The organism is Thermoflavimicrobium daqui, from assembly GCF_003313465.1.
Lineage (GTDB): Bacteria > Bacillota > Bacilli > Thermoactinomycetales > Thermoactinomycetaceae > Thermoflavimicrobium > Thermoflavimicrobium daqui.
Genome location: NZ_KZ845667.1, coordinates 192,931 through 213,366, shown reverse-complemented (window position 1 = coordinate 213,366; position 20,436 = coordinate 192,931). Strand labels below are relative to the sequence as shown.

The following is a 20,436-nucleotide window of genomic DNA, read 5'->3' as shown; positions in this document are numbered from 1 at the left end:
TCCAGAAGTGTTTATTTGGAGGTTTAAATATGCTACATATTTTAATTGCAGACGACGATTCAAATATTAGAGAGCTAGTCCGCTTTCATTTACAAAAAGAAGGATATGTCGTTTTTGAAGCAGTGGATGGAGAAGATGCTCTACATGTTCTCGAAAAGGAACAGATACATTTAGCGATTGTGGATATTATGATGCCTTTTAAAGATGGATATGAACTATGTAAGGAGATTCGGAGTTATTATGATATTCCAATTATCCTACTTACAGCAAAAGATCAGCTAGTAGACAAAGAAAAGGGCTTCCAGCATGGAACAGATGATTATATCGTTAAGCCATTTGAACCGAGAGAATTAATATTTCGTGTGAAAGCTTTACTGCGCCGTTATCAGATGATTAATGCAAACTACATTCAGTTTAATCAAACTATCATTGATCGAAAAAGCTACGAAGTCCGTTGTAATGGTCATATCATTATCTTACCACTCAAAGAATTTGAGTTATTATCCCAACTTGCTAGCTATCCGAACCGTGTCTTCACACGCGAGGAATTGATACAGTTAATTTGGGGTCCCGATTTTGAAGGGGATATAAGAACGGTTGATGTTCATATCAAACGTTTACGTGAACGCTTTGCTAAGCGAACCGATGATTTTAGTATTAAAACGGTTCGTGGGATTGGATACAAATTGGAGGTTCAAGCTAAGTGAAAACACTCTATTTTCGATTTGCTCTTACTACGATTTTTATTATGTTTCTCAGTGGGCTTATCGCTTTTTTATTAAGTAATGTGTATTACCAAATAAAATTAAAACCATATAACGATCGTAAAATTACTCAAATGGCTAGTAATATTGCTTCATTTTATGAAACACATCCTACGGTTAATCTTGATCACTATTTGAAGGGCATTTCTCATTTAGGATTTCAAATGCTTTTAATTAAAGAAGATAAACAGAAAGTGTACTATGGAAAACCTTTTAGCCAGCACAATTTAACCCAAAGCACCATTAATCAAGTTTTACGTGGAGAAACTTATCATGGGATTGTTCAATTTCCAAAACAAGCTTTTGTTACTGGTTTTTTTGATGACGAATTGAGAAATACCATTGGTGTCCCAATAGATGCGAATGGTAAAAACTATGCTCTTTTTATCCGCCCTGATATCGAGTATCAGTTTGGGGAAATGCGGATCTTTTTTGCTGTTCTAGTCGCACTGATGATCGGACTTAGTGTTTTATTGGTTTTTATCGGTGCCTACTACATTGTTAAGCCAATAAGAGTGTTGAGCAGAGCCACCCAAAAAATCGCTCATGGAGATTACAATATCCAATTACATGTGAATCGAAGAGATGAGATTGGTCAATTGGCACAGCACTTTACCCAAATGGCTCGAAGCTTAGAACGTCTGGAAGAGATGAGACAAGAGTTTGTCTCTAATGTGTCACATGAAATTCAGTCCCCTCTTGCTTCGATCCAAGGCTTCTCCAAAACGCTGCAAGCGAATGATTTACCTCCTGAACAACATCAACACTATTTATCGATTATTGAAGAAGAAAGTAGTCGACTATCTTTATTAAGTAAACAGCTATTAACGCTGGCGTCTTTAGATAGGGATAAGGGCGAACTTGATATAACGTCGTTTGATTTAGCTGACCAAATGAAACAAGCGGTACTTATGACAGAATGGGGATGGCGTGAAAAAGAATTAGCGATTGATATGGATCTACCAAGCACCATTATTCAAGGAGATTCAAAATTGTTATATCAAGTATGGATTAATTTGATTACAAATAGTATCAAATTTACAGAAAAGGGGGGGATGATTTCTCTTCAAATTGTTAACACAAGCAAAAAGGAGGTTGTTGTACGAATTGAGGACTCGGGTATTGGAATCCCTAAACAGGATCTACCATATATTTTTGATCGATTTTACAAAGTAGACAAAGCTCGAAAACGGAATCATCCTGGTAGTGGGCTCGGATTATCGATCGCCAAAAAAATCATTGAATTGCATTTTGGATCTATTGAAGTGATAAGCGCAGAAGGAAAAGGAACTACATTTATCATTCATCTACCTTATATGTAAATTTCTATTCATCTATTGTTCATATTCCATTCCTATAATGGGGTCAGAAAACAGCATTGAAGGAGTGAATGAAGATGTTTCTGGCCCTCAGAGAATTAAAGTTTTCTAAATTACGCTATTTCCTAATTGGTTTTATCATGATTCTCATTGCTTGGCTGGTATTTATAATTTCTGGACTGGCCAATGGCCTTTCATCAGATAATGCTTCAGCTTTGCAAAATATGAAAGCAGACCATTTTGTAATCCAACCCGATGCAGAAAATAAATTAAATCGTTCCCAGATTACAGATGAACAGTGGAAAGAAATTCAAAAACAAACATCGATTCATGCATCCGCTCCATTAGGGCTAAAGATACTTTCTGTTACGAAAATGGGAACAAAAGATAAGATGGACATTACCATTTTTGCTACAGATGCAAGTGGCATTCTCGCTCCAATTGTTGTAGAGGGAAATCAATTTAATAACACCACAAAACAAGAAATTGTTGTAGATCAATCTCTAAAGCAAGAGGGGATTCAATTGGGAGATTGGATTCAAGACCCTGAGACAGAACAAAAATGGAAAGTAGTCGGATTTACAGAAGGACAAACATTTAGTCATTCTCCAGTTATCTTTATGAATTTAAAAGATTGGGAGTCCCTGATTCATACCAACCCTCAGCAGAAGAAAATTTACTATAGTGCGATTGCTTTGCAAATTGAAAACAATCAAGTCGCTAATCTAAAAAATGAAGTAAAAGATATGGATGTCATTACAAAAGATGAAGCACTACAAAATATTCCTGGATATAAAGAAGAGCAAGGTTCTCTTAATATGATGATCGCGTTCCTTTTTGTGATTGCTTCCTTTGTACAAGCTGTCTTTTTCTATGTAATAACTCTACAAAAAACCAATCAATTTGGTGTTTTGAAAGCAATTGGTGCTAAAACTTCTTATCTGGCTCGCAGTCTGATTGGTCAAGTGATACTACTCACCATTGTGGCTATTCTTTTGAGTATCGGATTCACGTATGGAACCCAACAGATCTTACCAGCAAGTGTTCCTTTTAAAATAGAAACCGAAACCTTTATACTGTTCTCTGGTTTATTGTTGGTCGTTTCAGTCTTGGGCTCATTGTTATCATTATATCGCATCGCAAAAGTAGATGCTGTGGAAGCGATTGGGAGGGCGGAGTAATGAGAGAAAAATTGATATTTGAAGAAGTTAGTAAAATTTACGGGGAAGGAGACACAGAAGTAAAGGCATTAGATCGCGTTTCTTTTCACATTAATGAGGGGGAATTTGTGGCGATTGTTGGACCATCTGGTTCAGGGAAAAGTACATTATTATCGATCGCTGGGGTTTTATTGTCTCCTTCCAAAGGACGACTTCTTCTTGACAATAAGGATATCACCACTCTTTCATCGAAAGAAATGACCAATCTCCGGCTAGAAAAAATCGGATTCGTATTTCAATCATCTAATCTAGTTCCTTTTTTAACCGTACGTGACCAGTTATTGCTAGTGGCTGAATTGGCTCAGAAACGAAGTAAAGTAGCCGATTATAAAGCGGATACACTATTGGAGCGCCTTGGATTGTCCCATCGTCGTAATCATTATCCTGAGAATTTATCCGGAGGAGAAAGACAAAGAGTAGCCATTGCTCGTGCGTGGATGAATGATCCAGAAATCATTCTCGCTGACGAACCAACAGCTAGTCTTGATTCCAAACGGGGTAGAGATGTGGTAGAAATGTTAGCGGAAGGGGTAAAGTCAAGAGGAAAAGCTGCTATTATGGTGACCCATGATGAACGAGTACTCGACCTATGTGATCGGGTTTTGACAATTAAAGATGGTAGGTTACTTGAGATGAATAGTACCCAAAAGACTAATTTAAAGGCTTCCTATTCAAATAATTTCATATCCTAAGTGATATTGGGAATATATAGAATTATAAAATAAGGACTTCAACTGGGTAATAACAGAGGAGTAGAGTAAATGAAAAGAGTCGCCTTTAAAAATTCCCAGAATCTAACATTAGTAGGCAATCTATATATCTCATCTCCCCAATCGATCATCATGATGTGTCACGGTTTTCGATCAGATAAGTCTTCTAGAGGAAGGTTCGACCGATTCGCAACTGCTTATCAACAGCTTGGATATAGTGTGTTAGCCTTTGATTTTAGTGGTTGTGGAGAAAGTGATAATGATCGAATCACCATTGCGAAAGAGATCGATGACCTACAGTCTGCTATTTCTTTTGTCAAATCTTTGGATTATGTGAATATCGCCCTCCATGGTCATAGCCTAGGTACCCGGGTTTGTCTAGAATGCTATACTCCTCAAGTCTCTGCAATGGTCTTAACAGGAGCGTGTACAGGTCCAATGAAATACAATTGGGAAGACCATTTTACAAAAGAGCAACTGCAAGAGTTGGAAGAAAAGGGATATATTACAGAGTATAGTGAAAAGAGAAAGATCCTCATCGACCAACAAATGTTATTAGATTTTGAGTTAGTAGATCAAAAAAAATTACTTTCCAGCATAAAATGTCCAGTCTTAATTATTCATGGGGATGCAGATGAAGAGGAAAGAGAATTATGTCAACTAACTAAGCAAGGAATGAAATGGTTATCTAAAGAGTCAAGGTTAGAAGTAATTCAAGGGGCGACTCATAGCTTTACAAATCATCTACCTCTTGTGGAGAAATTGGCGACGGATTGGTTTTTAAAATATTTTTCACTGTAAAACGGTTCAATTTTATTTATATGAACGGTTTCACTCCAATCAATGACTTGAGGCTATACAAGCAACTCAAGTCATTTCGTATATAGTTTACTAAGAGGATTGACATTATGATGGAGAGATAAGATAGATCCTCAACTTTAAAACAAAATGAGGAAAAACAAGAGAGACTCAGCGAGAGTGACTGTACCCCTCTTGTTTTTGTTAGGAGAAAAATTGTATCGCCGTATTATAAAAAGAAACTTCTTATATCTCTATAATAAGTTTTTCATTGGAAACAATATCCCTTATGGGGGTTCATGTGTGTGGATATTACACATTTGTAAAAAATCATGTAATCAACTTAATTGATTGTTATAGGAGATGTTCGTAATGGAAAAGGTTACGCCCTTCTTAATGTTTCAAGGAAATGCAGAAGAAGCTATGAATTATTACACTACACTGATTGAGGAGTCAAAAATAATCAGTATGACTCGTTATGGAGCAAATGAAGCAGGTGAAGAGGGAAGTGTGAAGCAAGCTACCTTTTCATTAAAGGGACAAGAAATGATGTGCATTGATAGTAATGTTGAGCATTCATTTACGTTTACACCTTCATTTTCCTTGTTTGTTACATGTGATACAGAAGAGGAAATTAATAGACTTTATAAAGCTTTGACTGAGGGTGGGAGTACTCTTATGCCGTTAGGCGATTATTCCTTTAGTAGAAAGTTTGGTTGGATTGTCGATAAGTTTGGTGTTTCATGGCAGCTTAATCTTCCAAACTAAATATTTAATGAGAAGCTACACTATCTGAATCCACGATGGAGAGAAACAATAAAATAACGAACTCTCAAATACGATGATCTATTTTTGATTTGAAAACTAACGAGTATTTTTTACATGAAGGGAATAAAGGTTAAATGTCAAATCCTATTACTTTGCCTGATCTTTCATCAAGACCATATCGTCTGACCGTGGAACGTCTGATGGTTGCATCTCCTGAAGTGCTGTACCGAGCATGGACTGAGCAGATTGATCGCTGGTTTGCGGCATCCGGAACGGTGTTGATGAAAGCGGAAGTTAACTCTGTATTCTTTTTTGAGACAATCCATCAATTTGAGACGCATAGCGAGGTACAACGTCATCCGCATTATGGCCGTTTTCTAAGACTTGAACGTGATACTCTTGTTGAATTGACATGGGTTACTGGACTTGAGGGAACCAAGGGAGCTGAAACAGTGGTCACTGTTGAATTTACTCCTAATGGCACTGGAACACACTTGCGACTCACACATGCAGGGTTTCCAGACGAGAAGTCAAGAGACCAACATGAAGACGCGTGGCCGATCGTGCTTGTTCGCCTCGATGAGCAGATGATGGAATATTAGTCAATTATTATGTTCGAAGTCGATAAATAACAAATCAACCGGCTACTTTTGGCTAACGTATAGGTAGTCGGTTGATTTGTATTTAAACGTGTATCTTTCCTCTTTTGTTAATCACGATCCATATGTATGAGTCGTTATTAAGCATAAGTCTCTTATTCAATGCGAGCTTTTCTCCTCATCATCTCTTTTCGTTGAAAACCGTACTGTTCATAAAGACCATGTGCATCACGGGTTCCCAATAACATATGAGTATGCCGTATCGCTTCGTACTCTACTAGAATTTGCATTAACCATTTACCCAAGCCTTGCCCTCTATGGTCTTGATGAATAATCACATCACAAATCCATGAAAATGTAGCGTAGTCGGTAACTACTCGCATAAACCCGACTTGTCCTGATTCATGATAAACACCAAAGCATAACGAATTTTCAATGCTCTCTCTAATCTTTTCTTTTGTACGATCATTAGCCCAATAAGTTGTTTGTAGTAGAGTATAAACTGTATCTAGGTCCAATAGTTCTTTGCAATCACTCATTTTATATGGCAAATGTTCATGTTCCCATTCCATCTGTACCCCTCCGAAAGTTTATAATTTCGATTTTTTTAAGTATAATGGATACAAATCATTGATAAAAGATTTATATTTTTGCTCTGTACAGGTACAGGCCTACATATCATGGTATGATTTGATCCACTCAATTACTTGGAGTGAATGTCATCGGTATAACTCGTACGATTGACAATGGTATTGATGGATATAAAGTGAATAAGAATACCGACCCACTTCATTTATAGATGAAGTGGGTCGGATAAATTTTGCTTCTAATTTTCCTCTTGATCATTAATAATGGCGAGCACTTGATGGTCTTCCCATCGTCCGTTGATTTTTACATTTTTCTTTGCGATTCCTTCTTTATGGAATCCTGCTTTTTCTAAGACTCTCATTGATCCTATATTGTGTGGCATAACCCCTGCTTCAATTCGATGGAGCTTGAGGTTATCAAATGCATAAGATACCACCAAACGAACAGCCTCTGTCATGTAACCTTTGCCATTGTGATTTTGATCTAAATAATAACCGATAAAACAATACTGCAAAGCATCTCGTACTACTTCTGAAAGTGTTATCGTTCCGATTAGTTCGTTGGTTTCAATCAAATATATACCAAAAAAGTATTTCAGGTCTTGATCTTTCATTTCATTGGCTTTTCTAATCTTCTCCAGTTGTCCTTCAACTGTGTAAAAGCTTTCATCTCGTAAAGGGGTATATTGTTGGATAAAGTCTCGATTATTTGATTCTAAACGTGCCAAAGCTTCTGCATCCGAGTTTTCTAATATTTTGACGAAAATATTATTCCCTGTCATTTTCATTTCGCTTTTCCTCCTTTTTAGTAACAATAAAAAACACCACAGAGCATACCTGTGGTGTTTTTACGATATATATCCAACCACAGGGAAGCGACCTGTGGTGTTTTATTCCACATATTCCTTCTAACCAACAAGGATATCAAGTCGCTTCAATGCTCATTTTAGACAGACTAATCCCGTGGTTAGAATAATTAAAAAAAACAGCAGTTGAGTATCCGATTCCCTTTGCTAGAAACTGAAGTGACTTCTTTTTCATATGGATACTCTCCTTTCACTGTTTTATATCCAAAATTATACCAATTTGGATGTTGAAAAACAACTGCTAAATAATAAAATGAAGAGTTAGAAAATAATTCTTGACAACAATTAGTGGTCAAAATATAATGAATGTAGGGTGTTGTTAGTATTTACTAACATCAAGGAAGGAATAAAATACATGGAAATAAACGATATTCATTTAAGTACCAGTGATAAAATTATGTTGGCAGCCATTGATTTAATGGCGGAAAAAGGATATAAGGGAGTATCAACAAAGGAAATTGCTGCTGTGGCTGGTGTCAGTGAGATGACGCTATTTCGCCATTTTGGTAGCAAGAAAAACCTTTTAGAAACAGCAGTTGATCGTTTTCATTATTCTGTAGAGATGAAAAAACTGTTTAGTCAAAATCTAGTATGGGATCTAGAGGAAGATTTGCTTCTTATTAGTAAATCATATCATGCAATTATGAATCGGAATCGGAAGATGTTTCTGATCGCCTTAAAGGAAGGGAATCATTTATCCAATTCCTATGAAAAAATGAATAAGCATCCCCGGCAGCTCAAAGAGTTATTGGTAAAATATTTCACCACTATGCAAGAGAGAGGCAAGATGATCTCAACCAATACAGAAGCTCAAGCGATGTCCTTTATGTGGATGAACTATGGTGCATTTATAAGTAATTTGGTTAGCGATGTACCACTTACAAGTATATCAATGGAAGAATTTATAAGAACAAGTGTACAGCTATTTGCTAGGGCATTAACCCCCTAGTTTTTTACTCTTATGATGATAGTTAGCACCAACTATCATCATAAGAGTAGTAATAAATAGGGAGGATTCCCAATGGATATAAATCAAGAATCTTATAAAAAAGTAAAGAGGAGAAAACATTTCTCGCATTATTCGGAAAAGCCATTTGGTTGGTATTTAAAACGTTTGGATAAATTGATTACGTCTCATGTCAATGAGCTATTCAAAGATAAAGAGTTAACCCGTTTCCACTGGCAAGCATTAAACAACACTTATCATGAAGGCACGAAGACAAAAGAAAGCTTACATGAATTAGTACAAGATTATGTTGATAAGAAGAAATTGGATGAGGTTATTCATTCTTTGGTAGAAAGAGGATGGATGATACGTAATGAATCTTCTGGCCAACAGATAACCAAGCTTGAACTTACCTCAAAAGGTAAAAAGGAGTTTCCCAGTCTTGATGCAATTCTATATGAATTTGATCAAAGAGTATTTTATGGTGTTACGAAAGAAGAGTATCAAATAGTAATTAAAGTATTAACAAGGATGATCAATAATTTAGATAAAGGAAGCAAGCTTTCAACTCCTTAATAGGAGGGAGAGCTCTACTGACAAGAGAAGGGAGATCAATTCAATCCCTTCTCTTGTCATATCAAAGTTATTTAGTAGAGGTAAAGATTATGTTAATCCTTCTTTTTGGGCTTTTAATCTAGCTTGAAACCGATCTTTCACATCCAATTTCGAATAGATATTCGATACATAGTTTTTTACAGGTCCTTCTGTTAAGAAAAGCTTTTCTGCAATTTCTCGATTACTTAAGCCATGCGCAATCGCTTGTAGTACTTCAACTTCTCTTTTGCTTAAACCATATTTGTTTTGATTTTGAGTGTTTTTAGTGGAGTTAGATAAATTTTTGCTAGCAGAAGAGCTTTTTATTTCGGAGATAAGTAGATTCGCTATATCTGCTGGAATAAGATTGCCTCCTTGGTAAACCTACTTAATTCCCGCAATCAGCTCTTTGGGATGAATTGCTTTTAACAAATATCCTTCTGCACCAGCCTCTAAAGCATCTACAACATAATGTACTTCTTGAAAGGTGGTTAGCATAATGACAGAAATTTGAGGCCATTTCTCTTTAATCTTGGCTGTTGCTTCAACTCCGTTCATTTTCGGCATATGGATATCCATTAAAATAATATCTGGTGTTTCTTTTTCACAACACTAGATAGCAATTTCTCCGTTTTCTGCTAAATGAAGAATATACAGTTCTTTATCCATACCTAAGACAATGGATAAACTTTCACGAATTAACTCCTGATCATCGACTAGCATAATTGAAATAGTATCCAATTCTCTCCCACTAGGTAAAATCATGAGAGTGAGTGAAAAGGAACTAGAACGCTGGTGATAGGCGTTCCGCCTATGTGGGTACATTTCTAACTGCATGGGACGGGGTGATGACACACCCCTGAACTTGGGAGTTGTTCAAAACGGAAACGGACTGCGAACGCTAACTACCCAAGAATCCCATCGGCTTCAGCCGTGGGAGTGTCAATGGATAGGTAAACTTTGCACTTTAAATAAATGATGTTTCGACTCACTCTTCTTCACTCAACCATCTTTCTCCCCAATTATTCATTTCCCTTAATACATATTGGAAATCAATACCCTTATCCGTTAATGAATACACCACAGTTACGGGAACCGTTGGATAAACCTGACGCTGTACCATTCCAGCAGACTCCAATTGACGCAATGAGTTTGTGAGTGCCTTTGAACTAATGTTATTTAGAGCTCTTTGTAGCTGATTGAATCGTTTAGATCCAGTATAAAGTTGACTTAAAACGAGAAATGACCATTTTCCACTAATAATATTGGTGGCTGTTCCAATAAACGATAAGCATCTTGTAGTTGGAGTTTCAACCATTTAATCACCCTTACAAAATGATAGTAAGTTTATTTTATGAAACAAAGTATAAAAATATCTGTACTTCACAGTTTAAAGTAAACTCTTTAGTATAACAAGTGAACCCTCTGATAAAAAAGATTAAGAACAACCAAGGAGGACATACGATGAAGGCAGTCATTATTAACCAATATGGCGGACGTGATCAAATGAAATATACAGACATTCCTATGCCGACTATTGGTGATAGAGATGTCTTGATTGAGGTACATGCAGCTGGAGTGAATCCTGCAGATTGGAAATTCCGAGAAGGTTATATGAAGATTCATGAGTTTCCTTTAATTCTCGGTTGGGACGTTTCGGGTGTAATTGCAGAGGTTGGGAAAGATGTAACAGGTTTTAAAATCGGTGATGAGGTTTTTAGCAATACCGAAAACCATCGGAATGGTTCATATGCCGAGTATGTTGCCGTTAATGAAAGTGAAGTCGCTCTAAAGCCAAAAAACATTACGTTTGAAGAAGCTTCGATTATTCCGATGGCAGCACTTACTGCTTGGGATGCATTAGTTAATGTAGCAGGTATAAAACAAGGAGATAGAGTTTTGATTCATGGTGGTGCTGGTGGAATTGGAGGATATGCTATTCAGATTGCTAAAATATTTAATTGCTTTACGGTTACCACTGTTACAGGTAAACAGATCGAATACGTAAAATCCCTTGGGGCAAACGAAGTAGTAGACTTTCTGAAAGAGGATTTTTCTAAAATTGTAGCTGATGTTGATATTGTACTTGACGTCATTGGCGGTGACATTCAATTGAAAAGTTTTGAAGTTTTAAAAGAGAATGGCGTTTTAGTATCTACTATTTCTATGCCAGACCCAGTAATCTCTAAACAGAAAAGAGTACAAGGTAAATTAGTTTGGCAGGATTTGAGTGGTAAAGATCTAGAAAGGATTGCTGCATTGATTGAAGAAGGGAAAATCAAACCCGCACATATCACTAAAACATTACCTTTAAAACAAGCTGTTATAGCCCATGAATTAATTGAATCTGGTCAAGCTACAGGTAAAATTGTTTTAAAAGTAAAATGAGTCACATAATTAGGACCGATGTGATTTCTTGAGTAGATCATCGCAAAATATGCATTACCAATAATCGAGTAGGAGGGAGTTATTCACCTACTCCTACTCGATTATTCCTATTGGTTTGCTGCAAATGATTCCGCAGCAGTAAAAAGATAGTAAGCAAGACCAATCTGTTGTGATTCTAACATATTGCGGTGAAAGTCATCATCCAAAAAGAAACGTGCTTGTTCCATAAAATCCTTAGGGCTTATTGTATGTCCATGATTATTTAAGAAATCAATATGCTTACTAATTAGTTTTCGTACGATCTGGTGATCAAATTTTAGTCCAGCTTTAAGAGCACTAGCCATCCCATCTGTAAAATGCTTTGCTTCGATAGCTGTTTCATTCATCTTTTCAACATCAATCGTGTTTTTATCCAACAAATTATAGTCATAAGTCTCTTGCAAATATTGATTTTGCTCTACTAGTGCTTCCTGCCATTCTGCTTCACACTTAAATCCTTTGAACATTTCTGTTTTATCCATAATTTCTCCTTTCATTGTACAATCTATTGATTTTTCCAGAGTGTGAATTACGTGCTCCAATCTTTTTTTCCGGGCAAGAAGTAACTCTTTTTGGTTCATCAAAATCGATAATCTCTCAGGTTCATTTTTAAGAAGTTGCTTGATTTTCTCTAAAGGAAAATCAAGTTCCCGATAAAAAAGAATTTGTTGCAAACGTTCAAGTTCTTTTATTCCATACAAACGGTAGCCAGCTTCACTAATCTTACATGGTAGTAAAAGACCGATTTTATGATAGTGATGCAAAGTCTTTATGGTTACATTCGCTAATAATGAAATCTCTTTGACCGTGTAGAGTACTTGTTTCACCACCTTTCTTTTTTAGCTTAAAGGCTCCTCAAAGGTTAGAGTCAAGGCATTTTGTTTTTTATATCTCTTTTGACATTTCGGGAAATCTAAAATAGAAAGATGCAGGCTGGTTATATGATTTTAAGGTATCTACCTAAGAATGTTAAAAGCTAGGAAATTTGTATAAAGGGAATATAAATGATAGAAAGGGGATAAGCAAATGAACACCCAAGAAGTACTAGAGACATTTTCAAGTCTCACGGGATATTATGCAAATGAGCTAGAAAAATATTCTACAGAACAGCTAACTTGGAAGCCAACACCAATAGAATGGTCGATTGCTCAAGTCTACCAGCATTTAATCGATAGTACGCGATATTTTTTTCTGCAAATTGAACATTGTGCTCGTGGGGAAAAGGCTGATTGGGGAGAAAAAACCGATGTAGGCAAAGAAGTTTTTGCAAAAGGTGAGTTTCCGAATATTCGCGTTAAATTGCCTAATGATTCGCGATTTGTCCCTGATAATCCTACGGATAAGAATGCAATAAAACAGCAACTATTTCTTGTAATAGAGAAAATGAAAGAGCTAGAACCGACTATCTCGAGTATTCCTAAAGATCGTACCCGAAAACATCTAGTGTTTGGGCATTTAACTGCAGAGGAATGGTTTCAATTGATACCTATGCATGTTAAGCATCATTTACGGCAAAAAGAAAGGTTGGATCAACAGATTTTCTATTAGAAATAAAGTCACTGTTTTTCTATGGGCCGATTAGAAAAACAGTGACTTATTCATTCTCTAACGATTTGCCCGTGTATCTACACGAACTTCGACATTTGTAGAAAAAAAGGTAGCTCCACCACCCATATCGGCTAGTTTTTGGGAAGTAAGATGGTTGACCGACTCAAGATGTTTCTCTTGGTCATCCCACCAAAGCCCCTGACTAACAACTGTTTTAGGTAAAACATCCGTAGTAACATTGGCATACAATTTACAATACCCCCGTTTATTATATACCTCGATCTTATCCCCCGTTTGAATCAAACGCTCTTGTGCATCCTCTGGGTGAATATGTAAAATCGGTTTACCCTCTAAATGTTGCAGTGAGGGGATATTCGCAAATGTAGAGTTAAGGTATTGATGATTTGGACCTGAAACAAAGATGAGTGGATAGTTGGGATCATCTTGGATCGGTATATAAGTAGGCACAGGTGGAAGAGCAACTTGTCTCATTTGTTCTGAATAAAATTCGATTTTTCCAGATGGAGTTGGGATGGTTGCTGGAAAAGTAAGCTCTTTAGGAACAGCTAGTTTGATAAATCCTTGTTCCTTTAATTTATCATAGGTAATTTCCTTGAGATAAGGACTATCTGAACCCTCTAAGATCTCTTGAATCATTTCAGCTTCTGTAACTTGAAAAGCTTCTTCAGTAAATCCCATTCGATGTGCTAGTTCCTTAAAGAGAGTAAAGTTCGATTTACATTCGCCAATCGGTTGGATGACAGGCTCATGAAGTTGAAGATATAAATGCCAATAGGAACGATAGAGATCAAGGTTTTCAAAATGGCTAGTAGCTGGTAAAACCAAGTCGGCATAGCGGCAAGTATCCGTTAAAAATAAATCATGTACGATTGTAAATAAATCTTCACGCATGAGTCCTTTACGAACAGCAGTCTGATCTGGTGCGACTTGAGCAGGATTGCTATTGTAGACAAAAAGAGCATAGACTGGAGGTTGAGAAAATAAAAGGGCATCTCCAAGCTGATTCATATTGATCGAACGAGCTTTAGGATTGGGATGAAGATCAGGGCGTTGGATCAAGTCACGGTTAAAATCAAAAAATCCGCTATTTTCTTTTAGGGCACCACCGCCTTTTTGTCCCCATTGTCCTGTTAAAGCAGGTAAACAGAAAATCGTACGGATCATCATTCCGCCATTATCGTGATGTTGTAGACCATTTCCGACACGAATGAGGGAAGGGGAGATTTTACCGTACATTCTAGCTAATTGAATAATATCTTCTTTAGAAACTCCTGTAATCGCCGAGACATATTCAGGTGTATATGGTTGTGCTGCTTTTTCTAGTTCGGGATAGCCATGTGTATACTTATTGATAAAATCTTGATTAATATAATTTTCATGGATAAGTATATGTATTAATCCTAAAGCTAAGGCTGTATCCGTTCCTGGGCGTAATTGGATAAATTGATCAGCTAATCTAGCTGTTCTATTTCGGTGAACATCAATGACGATCACTTTTGCTCCTCTTTTTTTAGCTTCATTGATATAAACAGCTTGATGCATGTTTGTGCTAATCAGATTACTACCCCAGATAATAAACAGCTTTGCATGGATCGAATCTTCAGGATCAATACCAGCAGACATCCCCATGGTATACTGAACCCCTTGTTTACCCGCACTATTACAAATGGCTCGTTCTAAATGACTAGCTCCCAAACGATGAAAAAATCTCCGGTCCATTCCTTCGCTATTCAAAATGCCCATATTTCCATAAAAGCTATAGGGAAGAATAGCTTCTGCTCCATGAATTTGAATAATCTCTTGGAACTTAGTGATTATTTCTTCATAAGCTTCTTCCCAAGAAATACGCTGAAAAGCAAAGTCACCCTTTTTTCCAGTTCGTTTCAGTGGATACAGAATTCGCTCGGGATGATGGACACGAGTGGGAAACTTGCGTACTTTATGACATATTACACCTTTAGTAATCGGATGTTCTGAGTTTCCAGTAACAGAAATAACTCGATGATCTTGTACTTCAACAGATAAGCTACATGTATCTGGACAATCAAGAGGACAAACAGAACGAAATCTATTTGATGAAGATTTCATATAATCACTCCTAATAGAAACATTATACAAATCTAGTTATTTTAAGTGTATCTGAACAGAACAGGAGTGAGCAATAATTTGATGTAAATATAAAAGAGAGAGGGTTTTGCAAAATGTCTAATAATTCGAGATTTCGTATAGATGATGTGCTGGACATTCTTTCAAGAACACCAAAGGTATTGCGTTTGATGCTAGAAGGCTTACCAAATGATTGGCTCCACTCTAATGAAGGAGAGAATACTTGGTCACCTTTTGACGTGTTAGGGCATTTGATTCATGGAGAAAAAACAGATTGGGTTAATCGCATTCAAATTATTATGAATCATGGGGACACAAAGATATTTGACCCTGTTGATCGATTCGCCCATCTTCATAAGAAAAAACATAATGCTATTGAAATACTGCTCGATGAATTTGAAACCATCCGCAATCACATCGGGCAAATCGTCAGAGTGATGGCAAAGAATTATCATGAAGAGGTAGGTCCTTGGAGAGCATATCTAGGGCATTCTTCAGTCCAAATAATTCTTGCGAAGGAATAGTCTCCAGTGAAATTTGAAGGATTATAAATATAAAAAGGAATGGAGGCAGAAGTGAAAAAACATCGATTTTTCGTTATGAGTAGCGAAAAACCGATGTTTCGTATATAAAGTAGGTTTATTGTAATACTCGGTCTAAAGCTGCTAGAGCCCGTATTAGAGAAGAATCCAATAACAGGAGGGGGAGTTTTCATAGTTTGCAGGCGAAATAAAGTATTATAAATAGAGCTCTGCGAAACAAATTCAAGTAGTTCTTTGATCAAATATGGGATTAAATCGGCTTCGGTTCCCATATAGCTCGTAGATAGTCTGTTTCACACCAGTCCCAGTAGTGCTTTATCTCAGGGTTATCGGGATAGATAGTTAACAATCGTTTTAAGGTTTCATAAGCTGGAACGGCTTTTCGATAACGCAGTTCGTTAAGAATTACGGTCGTCCACTGCTGGACTATACTATAAACATAGCTTTCTTGATCTAACCGATCTTGGTTTTCGCATAGCCATAAATAAAAAGCCTCCAGTGTTTTTTCATGCAAAGTACGAAATTGCCAAGCTAATTCGTAAGTAATAAACCCTCTTCGAAATCCGACGATGCCATCTACCAGTGTGGAAACGATTTCCAACCCCAATGCAGGATCTTTGGAAAACAATGTTAAAACGATTTTCCATCCTTCATCGTTAGGATGTGTAATGAGATAACAATAAGTTGCAATAACAATTTTTTCTCTCTCTATAACAGACTCGAAAGATGGATTTATTAAGATAGACTGAACCCATTTTACTGTTTGTTTACAGTTTTTTGTAAGCAACTCTCCAAGGACTACTCCAAGCTTATGTAAAGGAAAATCTTTGCTTTGTAGTTTTTGAAAGAAGTGATTTTCCATTGAAGAGCTCCAATGAATTTGAAAAAAGTTCTTAATTAAATAATGGGGATGATCCATCTTTTCTACTAGCTGGAAAAATACCGTTTCCACTGTTTCCGGAATTTTTGTTAAAGCGATTGATAAAATTTGTTGGTCGAGTTTATACTTTTCTCTACTAAAGTTAGCGGTTAACGAATCCTGTTTTGGATCAGGGAAAATAAGGAAAGGACTCCATTTTCGCCATACTTCATTTGGAAGCTTTTGTAATAAATCTAAGTTGATTTTACAAAGAATCCGAAAGGCCATACGCGCAGCCTCCGCTATCTTTGAAGATTCATTCATATATTCTGCTTCTTCCAATTGACACTGGTAGATAAATTTAATGGATGCTGTAATTAGCTTTTCCTGTATTTTTGGATCTTGGTATAATTTTTCAGTTGCTTCTCTAACAATAGGTGGTTCACCGATTAATGGATCAAAGTCGCTGATAGAAGACCAAGAGGATACTATTTTCTCATCCGAAATTTCTAACTCTTCCACTTCTTCTTTTGCTTGATCGACTGACTTCTGAAACTCAGGTATGCCAAAAAAAGCTCTGAGTTCTTCCTTTTCTGCTTGCAAATGTTTCAATATCCAATCCCAAAGTGGTTTTTTTGTGTCATTACTAGCCTCTCTATGCTTACTTGCCCAAGTTGCATCCGCTGAGTTTAATAAATTTTGTTTCTCACGGAATAGGATTTGATGGAAGTCCTGTACTTGTAAGGGTTTAGAATTATCTAAGTCGAATTTTTGTTCCGGATTGATCAATAGAAGGATAAACTGTTGACGTAGTGTTTCATTCTGATAGCTATTGGCAATCTTAGCGACAACATGATCACATGAAGAGAAACGTAAAAAAGTGGCAATTTCTCGGTTCTGTTGATACCGAAAGGAGACCACTTGATACCATACTTCTGCTACTTGTGGTACATGAATAAAGGGAACAGCATAAACCAATAACTGATCCATCATTATTTCCATTATTTCAGATGGATTTGGATCGGCAAGATACCACTGAAAGATCTGTATAAGTACTTTATCGTCCAATGTGGAGATGACCTCTTCAGTACCTTCCTTTTTTTGATGCATAATTTCACTTACAAAAGTAAATTCCTGCATTGACAATAACTGATTTTTTAGAAGGTGTTTAAACAAAAACTTACGCATAGATATATTTAATCGGTTTTCAGCAAAGAGTAGCGGCTTTAGCTGAATCCATTCCTGTTTATTAGATAAATGCATCCAAACATAGATTGCTTTCCATTGAATTTTTTCCGAAGGTTGTTCGTGAAACACCAAATGAAGCAAATCTTCTTTTAAAACAGTGAGTTGGTTTTGTAAAGCAATTTCTAAAGCGATCAGACGTTTAAATTCATTGTAATCAGGAGACATGAAAAATTCACGCAGTATATCAGGGAGGTCTTTACAATTAAACTGTTTATAATTCAAATAATTAGCATTCCAATTAACTCGATCCTTCGATTGTACCGTTTCCAAGAACTTCCGAGTTAGCTTGGCTTTTTGTTGTTCACTTAAATCAGAAGAATGAATCAAAAATAATGTGTTATGGTCAGTTAGAAATATTCGGTCAAAAACCTTCGTATTCATAGTGGCTACCCAAGCAGCCGTATGTTGCAATTGCGGAACAACCTTCCCGTTGTCTTGAGGATGCATCAAAAGCTTCATGATTTTGTCAGTGCTATCGATTTGAGAAATATAACGAGCAGCTAAATATTCAACATAAGTTTGATGGAAACCGACTGTTCCATCTTGCTTTTGTACCGTAAATAAACCCGTCTCCAAGATTTTCTGTATGGTCTGTTCGTCAAATGATTCACTTAATGTTTGAAGTATTTTGTCAAGATTAGCGGTATCTCAGCCGGAGAAAATTATCATTGCCGCCATCTCTGAAGCTTTTTCTAGGAGTGATACAGCGGTTTTATTATCCACTTTTTTACAGTACACTCGACAAGTTTGCTCATAAAGATCTACTTTGGAATGAGGGAGTGATTTTGTTCCATTTAAAAATAGCTGTAGAAACATATTGCATGCTTCTGGTTGAAACACAAAGGAAGCTATCTTTTTGTTTTGTAGATGTTGTAGGCAAGATTCAATTGCAGCTTGATCCACTCCATAGGATGTCAGGGTTTGAATCACATTTTGCTGATTTAAAGGTAACAACTGATAAACACCAAAACATTCTTCTTCCTCCCACCAGAAACCTTCGATGAAATTCGTTAAGCCAGATGCCCAAACTCCCGTTCTGCAAGCCATGCGAATTGTAAGACGATGACGGTCCTTTTTTTCATCCAGGCCGTACACTTCCTCCATAAATGAGGAATCATACCAATATTCATATGCATCCCTTTTAAATTCTTGATCTTCTCCGATGATGTCATCAACATGATCAATGAAGAGATATAAATGATGATCCTGTTTGATCCACCTTTGAATAAAGTCTTGCTGAAAGAGGGTCTTCTTAAAATGTTCCCATGTGTTTACATGACGCAAATCAATAAAGTGAACCTCATCTTTACTACCTTTATATTTTTGTTTACATTTTTCATATTCACTTCGTAAGACGGTTGTTTTACCGATTCCTGGTTCCCCAAGGATCACTAGCCATGATTTCTGAGAAATTTCATCGGTTGTATATAGTTTCGGTTTTGATCCAACCGTATTATCTGAAATTCCTTTTTCATGATAGATTTTATATTCAACACGTTTCATCCAGCATCTTTCCCAGTTGTTAAACGGCTTAATCATTTTCATCCTCCAGTTTATTAAGAAATACATCAAACTTATTCAGTTTAAATCCTCACCTTCTTTAATATGATTCATTCATAAACTAAATCGGCTTCTTCTGGTTTCATTATACCAGAAGAAGCCGATGAAGGGAATATACGTTCGGGATCTAATATGTATATATTTTAAAAACACCATTAATGAATGGACTTGTTCTTCCCAACTTTCTATTTGAATCTGTGCTTTAAGATGGCTATAGCAATGTAATAATTCAAAACCGAATTTGTTCGTCCACTGACTGATACCAGTCTTAAGCATCTGACACTTGAATTCTCTGACTATGTCAATTGGGTTAACATGAAATTCAATTATGAAAGAAATATAACGATATACAACCATACTACAGGGAAAGAAAAGTGAATAATGCGAATAGATAGTTTTGTATTATTACTAAACGAGGTTTTTGACCATTTTTTTATCATTTTCACCTGATAGCCTAAAAGGTCCTCTAATTCAGCACCAATGCTCTCCAGCTGTTGATAATATAGATTAATACGTTCCTCAATCGTCCAAAAGACATATGTAATTAAACAGGCAGCAAGAGCAAATAAATAAATGGGGATTTGAATCGCTTGGTCCGCTTTAATATTAATTGCAGAATTTAGAATCGCTCCTTGTATGGCAAGAAAAACTGGTAAAAGCGCAAATCGAAGGCTGCTATAATGTTGGCGGGACGCCGTAATATCTTTATACTGTTCTACAAGTAAGTATTCCTCTTCTCCAATGTTTTTTGATTGTTCTAGATTGTTTGCCATTGGTGTTCCTCCATTTTTTTCTTTTACTATTTAAGTATAATATAATTGGAGTTTCATTAATAGTTGTTTATTTCAACAGTAGTGTTCATTCGTAATAATATGAAAATACCAAACAAAAGGAAAGGGGCTATTTACTTTTTTGAATCGTCTTGGAAGAAGAAATATACTGATCGAGGTATTC

Annotated in this window: 22 protein-coding genes and 1 pseudogene; 12 read left to right on the top strand and 11 right to left on the bottom strand. The window is 36.4% G+C overall.

Features of this window, described 5'->3' with window-relative positions:
- The first annotated feature begins 29 nt into the window (after positions 1–29).
- The 7 genes from DL897_RS10890 to DL897_RS10860 all read left to right on the top strand — a co-directional run bounded on the left by DL897_RS10890 (position 30) and on the right by DL897_RS10860 (position 6,181).
- The gene (locus DL897_RS10890; protein WP_113659174.1) at positions 30–707 is read left to right on the top strand and encodes a response regulator transcription factor; all 678 of its coding nucleotides are present in this window, start codon (positions 30–32) and stop codon (positions 705–707) included.
- Complete coding sequence (locus DL897_RS10885) at positions 704–2,086, top strand: sensor histidine kinase (protein ID WP_113659173.1); 1,383 nt, start codon at positions 704–706, stop codon at positions 2,084–2,086. The genes DL897_RS10890 and DL897_RS10885 overlap by 4 nt, the downstream gene beginning before the upstream one ends.
- Before the next feature lie 74 nt (positions 2,087–2,160).
- Positions 2,161–3,264: an ABC transporter permease gene (locus tag DL897_RS10880; RefSeq protein WP_113659172.1), complete on the top strand. Its 1,104-nt coding sequence runs from the start codon at positions 2,161–2,163 to the stop codon at positions 3,262–3,264.
- Positions 3,264–3,995 carry an ABC transporter ATP-binding protein gene (locus DL897_RS10875; RefSeq protein WP_113659171.1) on the top strand — a complete coding sequence of 244 codons (732 nt, stop codon included), beginning with the start codon at positions 3,264–3,266 and terminating at the stop codon, positions 3,993–3,995. The genes DL897_RS10880 and DL897_RS10875 overlap by 1 nt, the downstream gene beginning before the upstream one ends.
- 69 nt (positions 3,996–4,064) lie before the next feature.
- Complete coding sequence (locus tag DL897_RS10870; RefSeq protein WP_113659170.1) at positions 4,065–4,814, top strand: alpha/beta hydrolase; 750 nt, start codon at positions 4,065–4,067, stop codon at positions 4,812–4,814.
- Between the two features lie 369 nt (positions 4,815–5,183).
- Positions 5,184–5,579, top strand: a complete 396-nt coding sequence (locus tag DL897_RS10865) for a VOC family protein (RefSeq protein ID WP_113659169.1) — start codon at positions 5,184–5,186, stop codon at positions 5,577–5,579.
- Between the two features lie 134 nt (positions 5,580–5,713).
- Positions 5,714–6,181 carry an SRPBCC family protein gene (locus DL897_RS10860; RefSeq protein ID WP_113659168.1) on the top strand — a complete coding sequence of 156 codons (468 nt, stop codon included), beginning with the start codon at positions 5,714–5,716 and terminating at the stop codon, positions 6,179–6,181.
- 152 nt (positions 6,182–6,333) lie between these two features.
- On the opposite strand, the gene DL897_RS10855 is transcribed toward DL897_RS10860, so the two are convergent.
- Together DL897_RS10855 and DL897_RS10850 are read right to left on the bottom strand one after the other, a co-directional pair.
- Entirely contained in the window at positions 6,334–6,750 is a 417-nt protein-coding gene (locus DL897_RS10855) for a GNAT family N-acetyltransferase (RefSeq protein ID WP_113659167.1), read from the bottom strand.
- Between the two features lie 254 nt (positions 6,751–7,004).
- Positions 7,005–7,553 carry a GNAT family N-acetyltransferase gene (locus DL897_RS10850; RefSeq protein WP_113659166.1) on the bottom strand — a complete coding sequence of 183 codons (549 nt, stop codon included), beginning with the start codon at positions 7,551–7,553 and terminating at the stop codon, positions 7,005–7,007.
- Positions 7,554–7,986: 433 nt separating this feature from the next.
- Here DL897_RS10850 and DL897_RS10845 point away from each other — a divergent pair, with 433 nt between their 5' ends.
- Positions 7,987–8,580, top strand: coding sequence for a TetR/AcrR family transcriptional regulator (locus tag DL897_RS10845; RefSeq protein ID WP_113659165.1), 594 nt, complete (start codon positions 7,987–7,989; stop codon positions 8,578–8,580).
- A 72-nt stretch (positions 8,581–8,652) separates the two neighbouring features.
- Entirely contained in the window at positions 8,653–9,153 is a 501-nt protein-coding gene (locus DL897_RS10840) for a MarR family winged helix-turn-helix transcriptional regulator (protein ID WP_113659164.1), read from the top strand.
- An 87-nt stretch (positions 9,154–9,240) separates the two neighbouring features.
- Here DL897_RS10840 and DL897_RS18885 read toward each other — a convergent pair whose 3' ends face one another.
- The 4 genes and pseudogenes from DL897_RS18885 to DL897_RS10830 form a co-directional block, all read right to left on the bottom strand.
- Entirely contained in the window at positions 9,241–9,498 is a 258-nt protein-coding gene (locus DL897_RS18885) for a response regulator transcription factor (RefSeq protein WP_276308584.1), read from the bottom strand.
- Positions 9,499–9,555: 57 nt separating this feature from the next.
- A pseudogene (locus DL897_RS18670) lies at positions 9,556–9,765 on the bottom strand (response regulator); the annotation flags it as partial.
- A gap of 18 nt (positions 9,766–9,783) precedes the next feature.
- Entirely contained in the window at positions 9,784–10,026 is a 243-nt protein-coding gene (locus DL897_RS18665) for a response regulator (RefSeq protein ID WP_240627381.1), read from the bottom strand.
- A 133-nt stretch (positions 10,027–10,159) separates the two neighbouring features.
- A complete protein-coding gene (locus DL897_RS10830; RefSeq protein WP_113659163.1) occupies positions 10,160–10,489 on the bottom strand; it encodes a winged helix-turn-helix transcriptional regulator in 330 nt (109 codons plus the stop codon).
- A 146-nt stretch (positions 10,490–10,635) separates the two neighbouring features.
- Between DL897_RS10830 and DL897_RS10825 the strand changes: the two genes are divergently transcribed.
- The gene (locus DL897_RS10825) at positions 10,636–11,559 is read left to right on the top strand and encodes an NADP-dependent oxidoreductase (protein ID WP_113659162.1); all 924 of its coding nucleotides are present in this window, start codon (positions 10,636–10,638) and stop codon (positions 11,557–11,559) included.
- Between the two features lie 107 nt (positions 11,560–11,666).
- Here DL897_RS10825 and DL897_RS10820 read toward each other — a convergent pair whose 3' ends face one another.
- Positions 11,667–12,428: a MerR family transcriptional regulator gene (locus DL897_RS10820; RefSeq protein ID WP_113659161.1), complete on the bottom strand. Its 762-nt coding sequence runs from the start codon at positions 12,426–12,428 to the stop codon at positions 11,667–11,669.
- A 196-nt stretch (positions 12,429–12,624) separates the two neighbouring features.
- On the opposite strand from DL897_RS10820, the gene DL897_RS10815 reads away from it, so the two are divergent.
- A complete protein-coding gene (locus tag DL897_RS10815) occupies positions 12,625–13,146 on the top strand; it encodes a DinB family protein (protein WP_113659160.1) in 522 nt (173 codons plus the stop codon).
- 57 nt (positions 13,147–13,203) lie between these two features.
- On the opposite strand, the gene DL897_RS10810 is transcribed toward DL897_RS10815, so the two are convergent.
- On the bottom strand, positions 13,204–15,255 hold the full coding sequence (locus DL897_RS10810) for a molybdopterin-containing oxidoreductase family protein (RefSeq protein ID WP_113659159.1): 2,052 nt from the start codon (positions 15,253–15,255) through the stop codon (positions 13,204–13,206).
- Positions 15,256–15,368: 113 nt separating this feature from the next.
- Here DL897_RS10810 and DL897_RS10805 point away from each other — a divergent pair, with 113 nt between their 5' ends.
- Complete coding sequence (locus DL897_RS10805) at positions 15,369–15,797, top strand: DinB family protein (protein ID WP_113659158.1); 429 nt, start codon at positions 15,369–15,371, stop codon at positions 15,795–15,797.
- Positions 15,798–16,065: 268 nt separating this feature from the next.
- On the opposite strand, the gene DL897_RS10800 is transcribed toward DL897_RS10805, so the two are convergent.
- The 3 genes from DL897_RS10800 to DL897_RS10790 form a co-directional block, all read right to left on the bottom strand.
- Positions 16,066–18,498: a hypothetical protein gene (locus DL897_RS10800; protein ID WP_113659157.1), complete on the bottom strand. Its 2,433-nt coding sequence runs from the start codon at positions 18,496–18,498 to the stop codon at positions 16,066–16,068.
- Positions 18,499–18,570: 72 nt separating this feature from the next.
- The gene (locus tag DL897_RS10795; protein WP_113659156.1) at positions 18,571–19,461 is read right to left on the bottom strand and encodes an NACHT domain-containing protein; all 891 of its coding nucleotides are present in this window, start codon (positions 19,459–19,461) and stop codon (positions 18,571–18,573) included.
- A gap of 347 nt (positions 19,462–19,808) precedes the next feature.
- On the bottom strand, positions 19,809–20,255 hold the full coding sequence (locus tag DL897_RS10790; protein WP_113659155.1) for a hypothetical protein: 447 nt from the start codon (positions 20,253–20,255) through the stop codon (positions 19,809–19,811).
- Positions 20,256–20,436 lie beyond the last annotated feature (181 nt).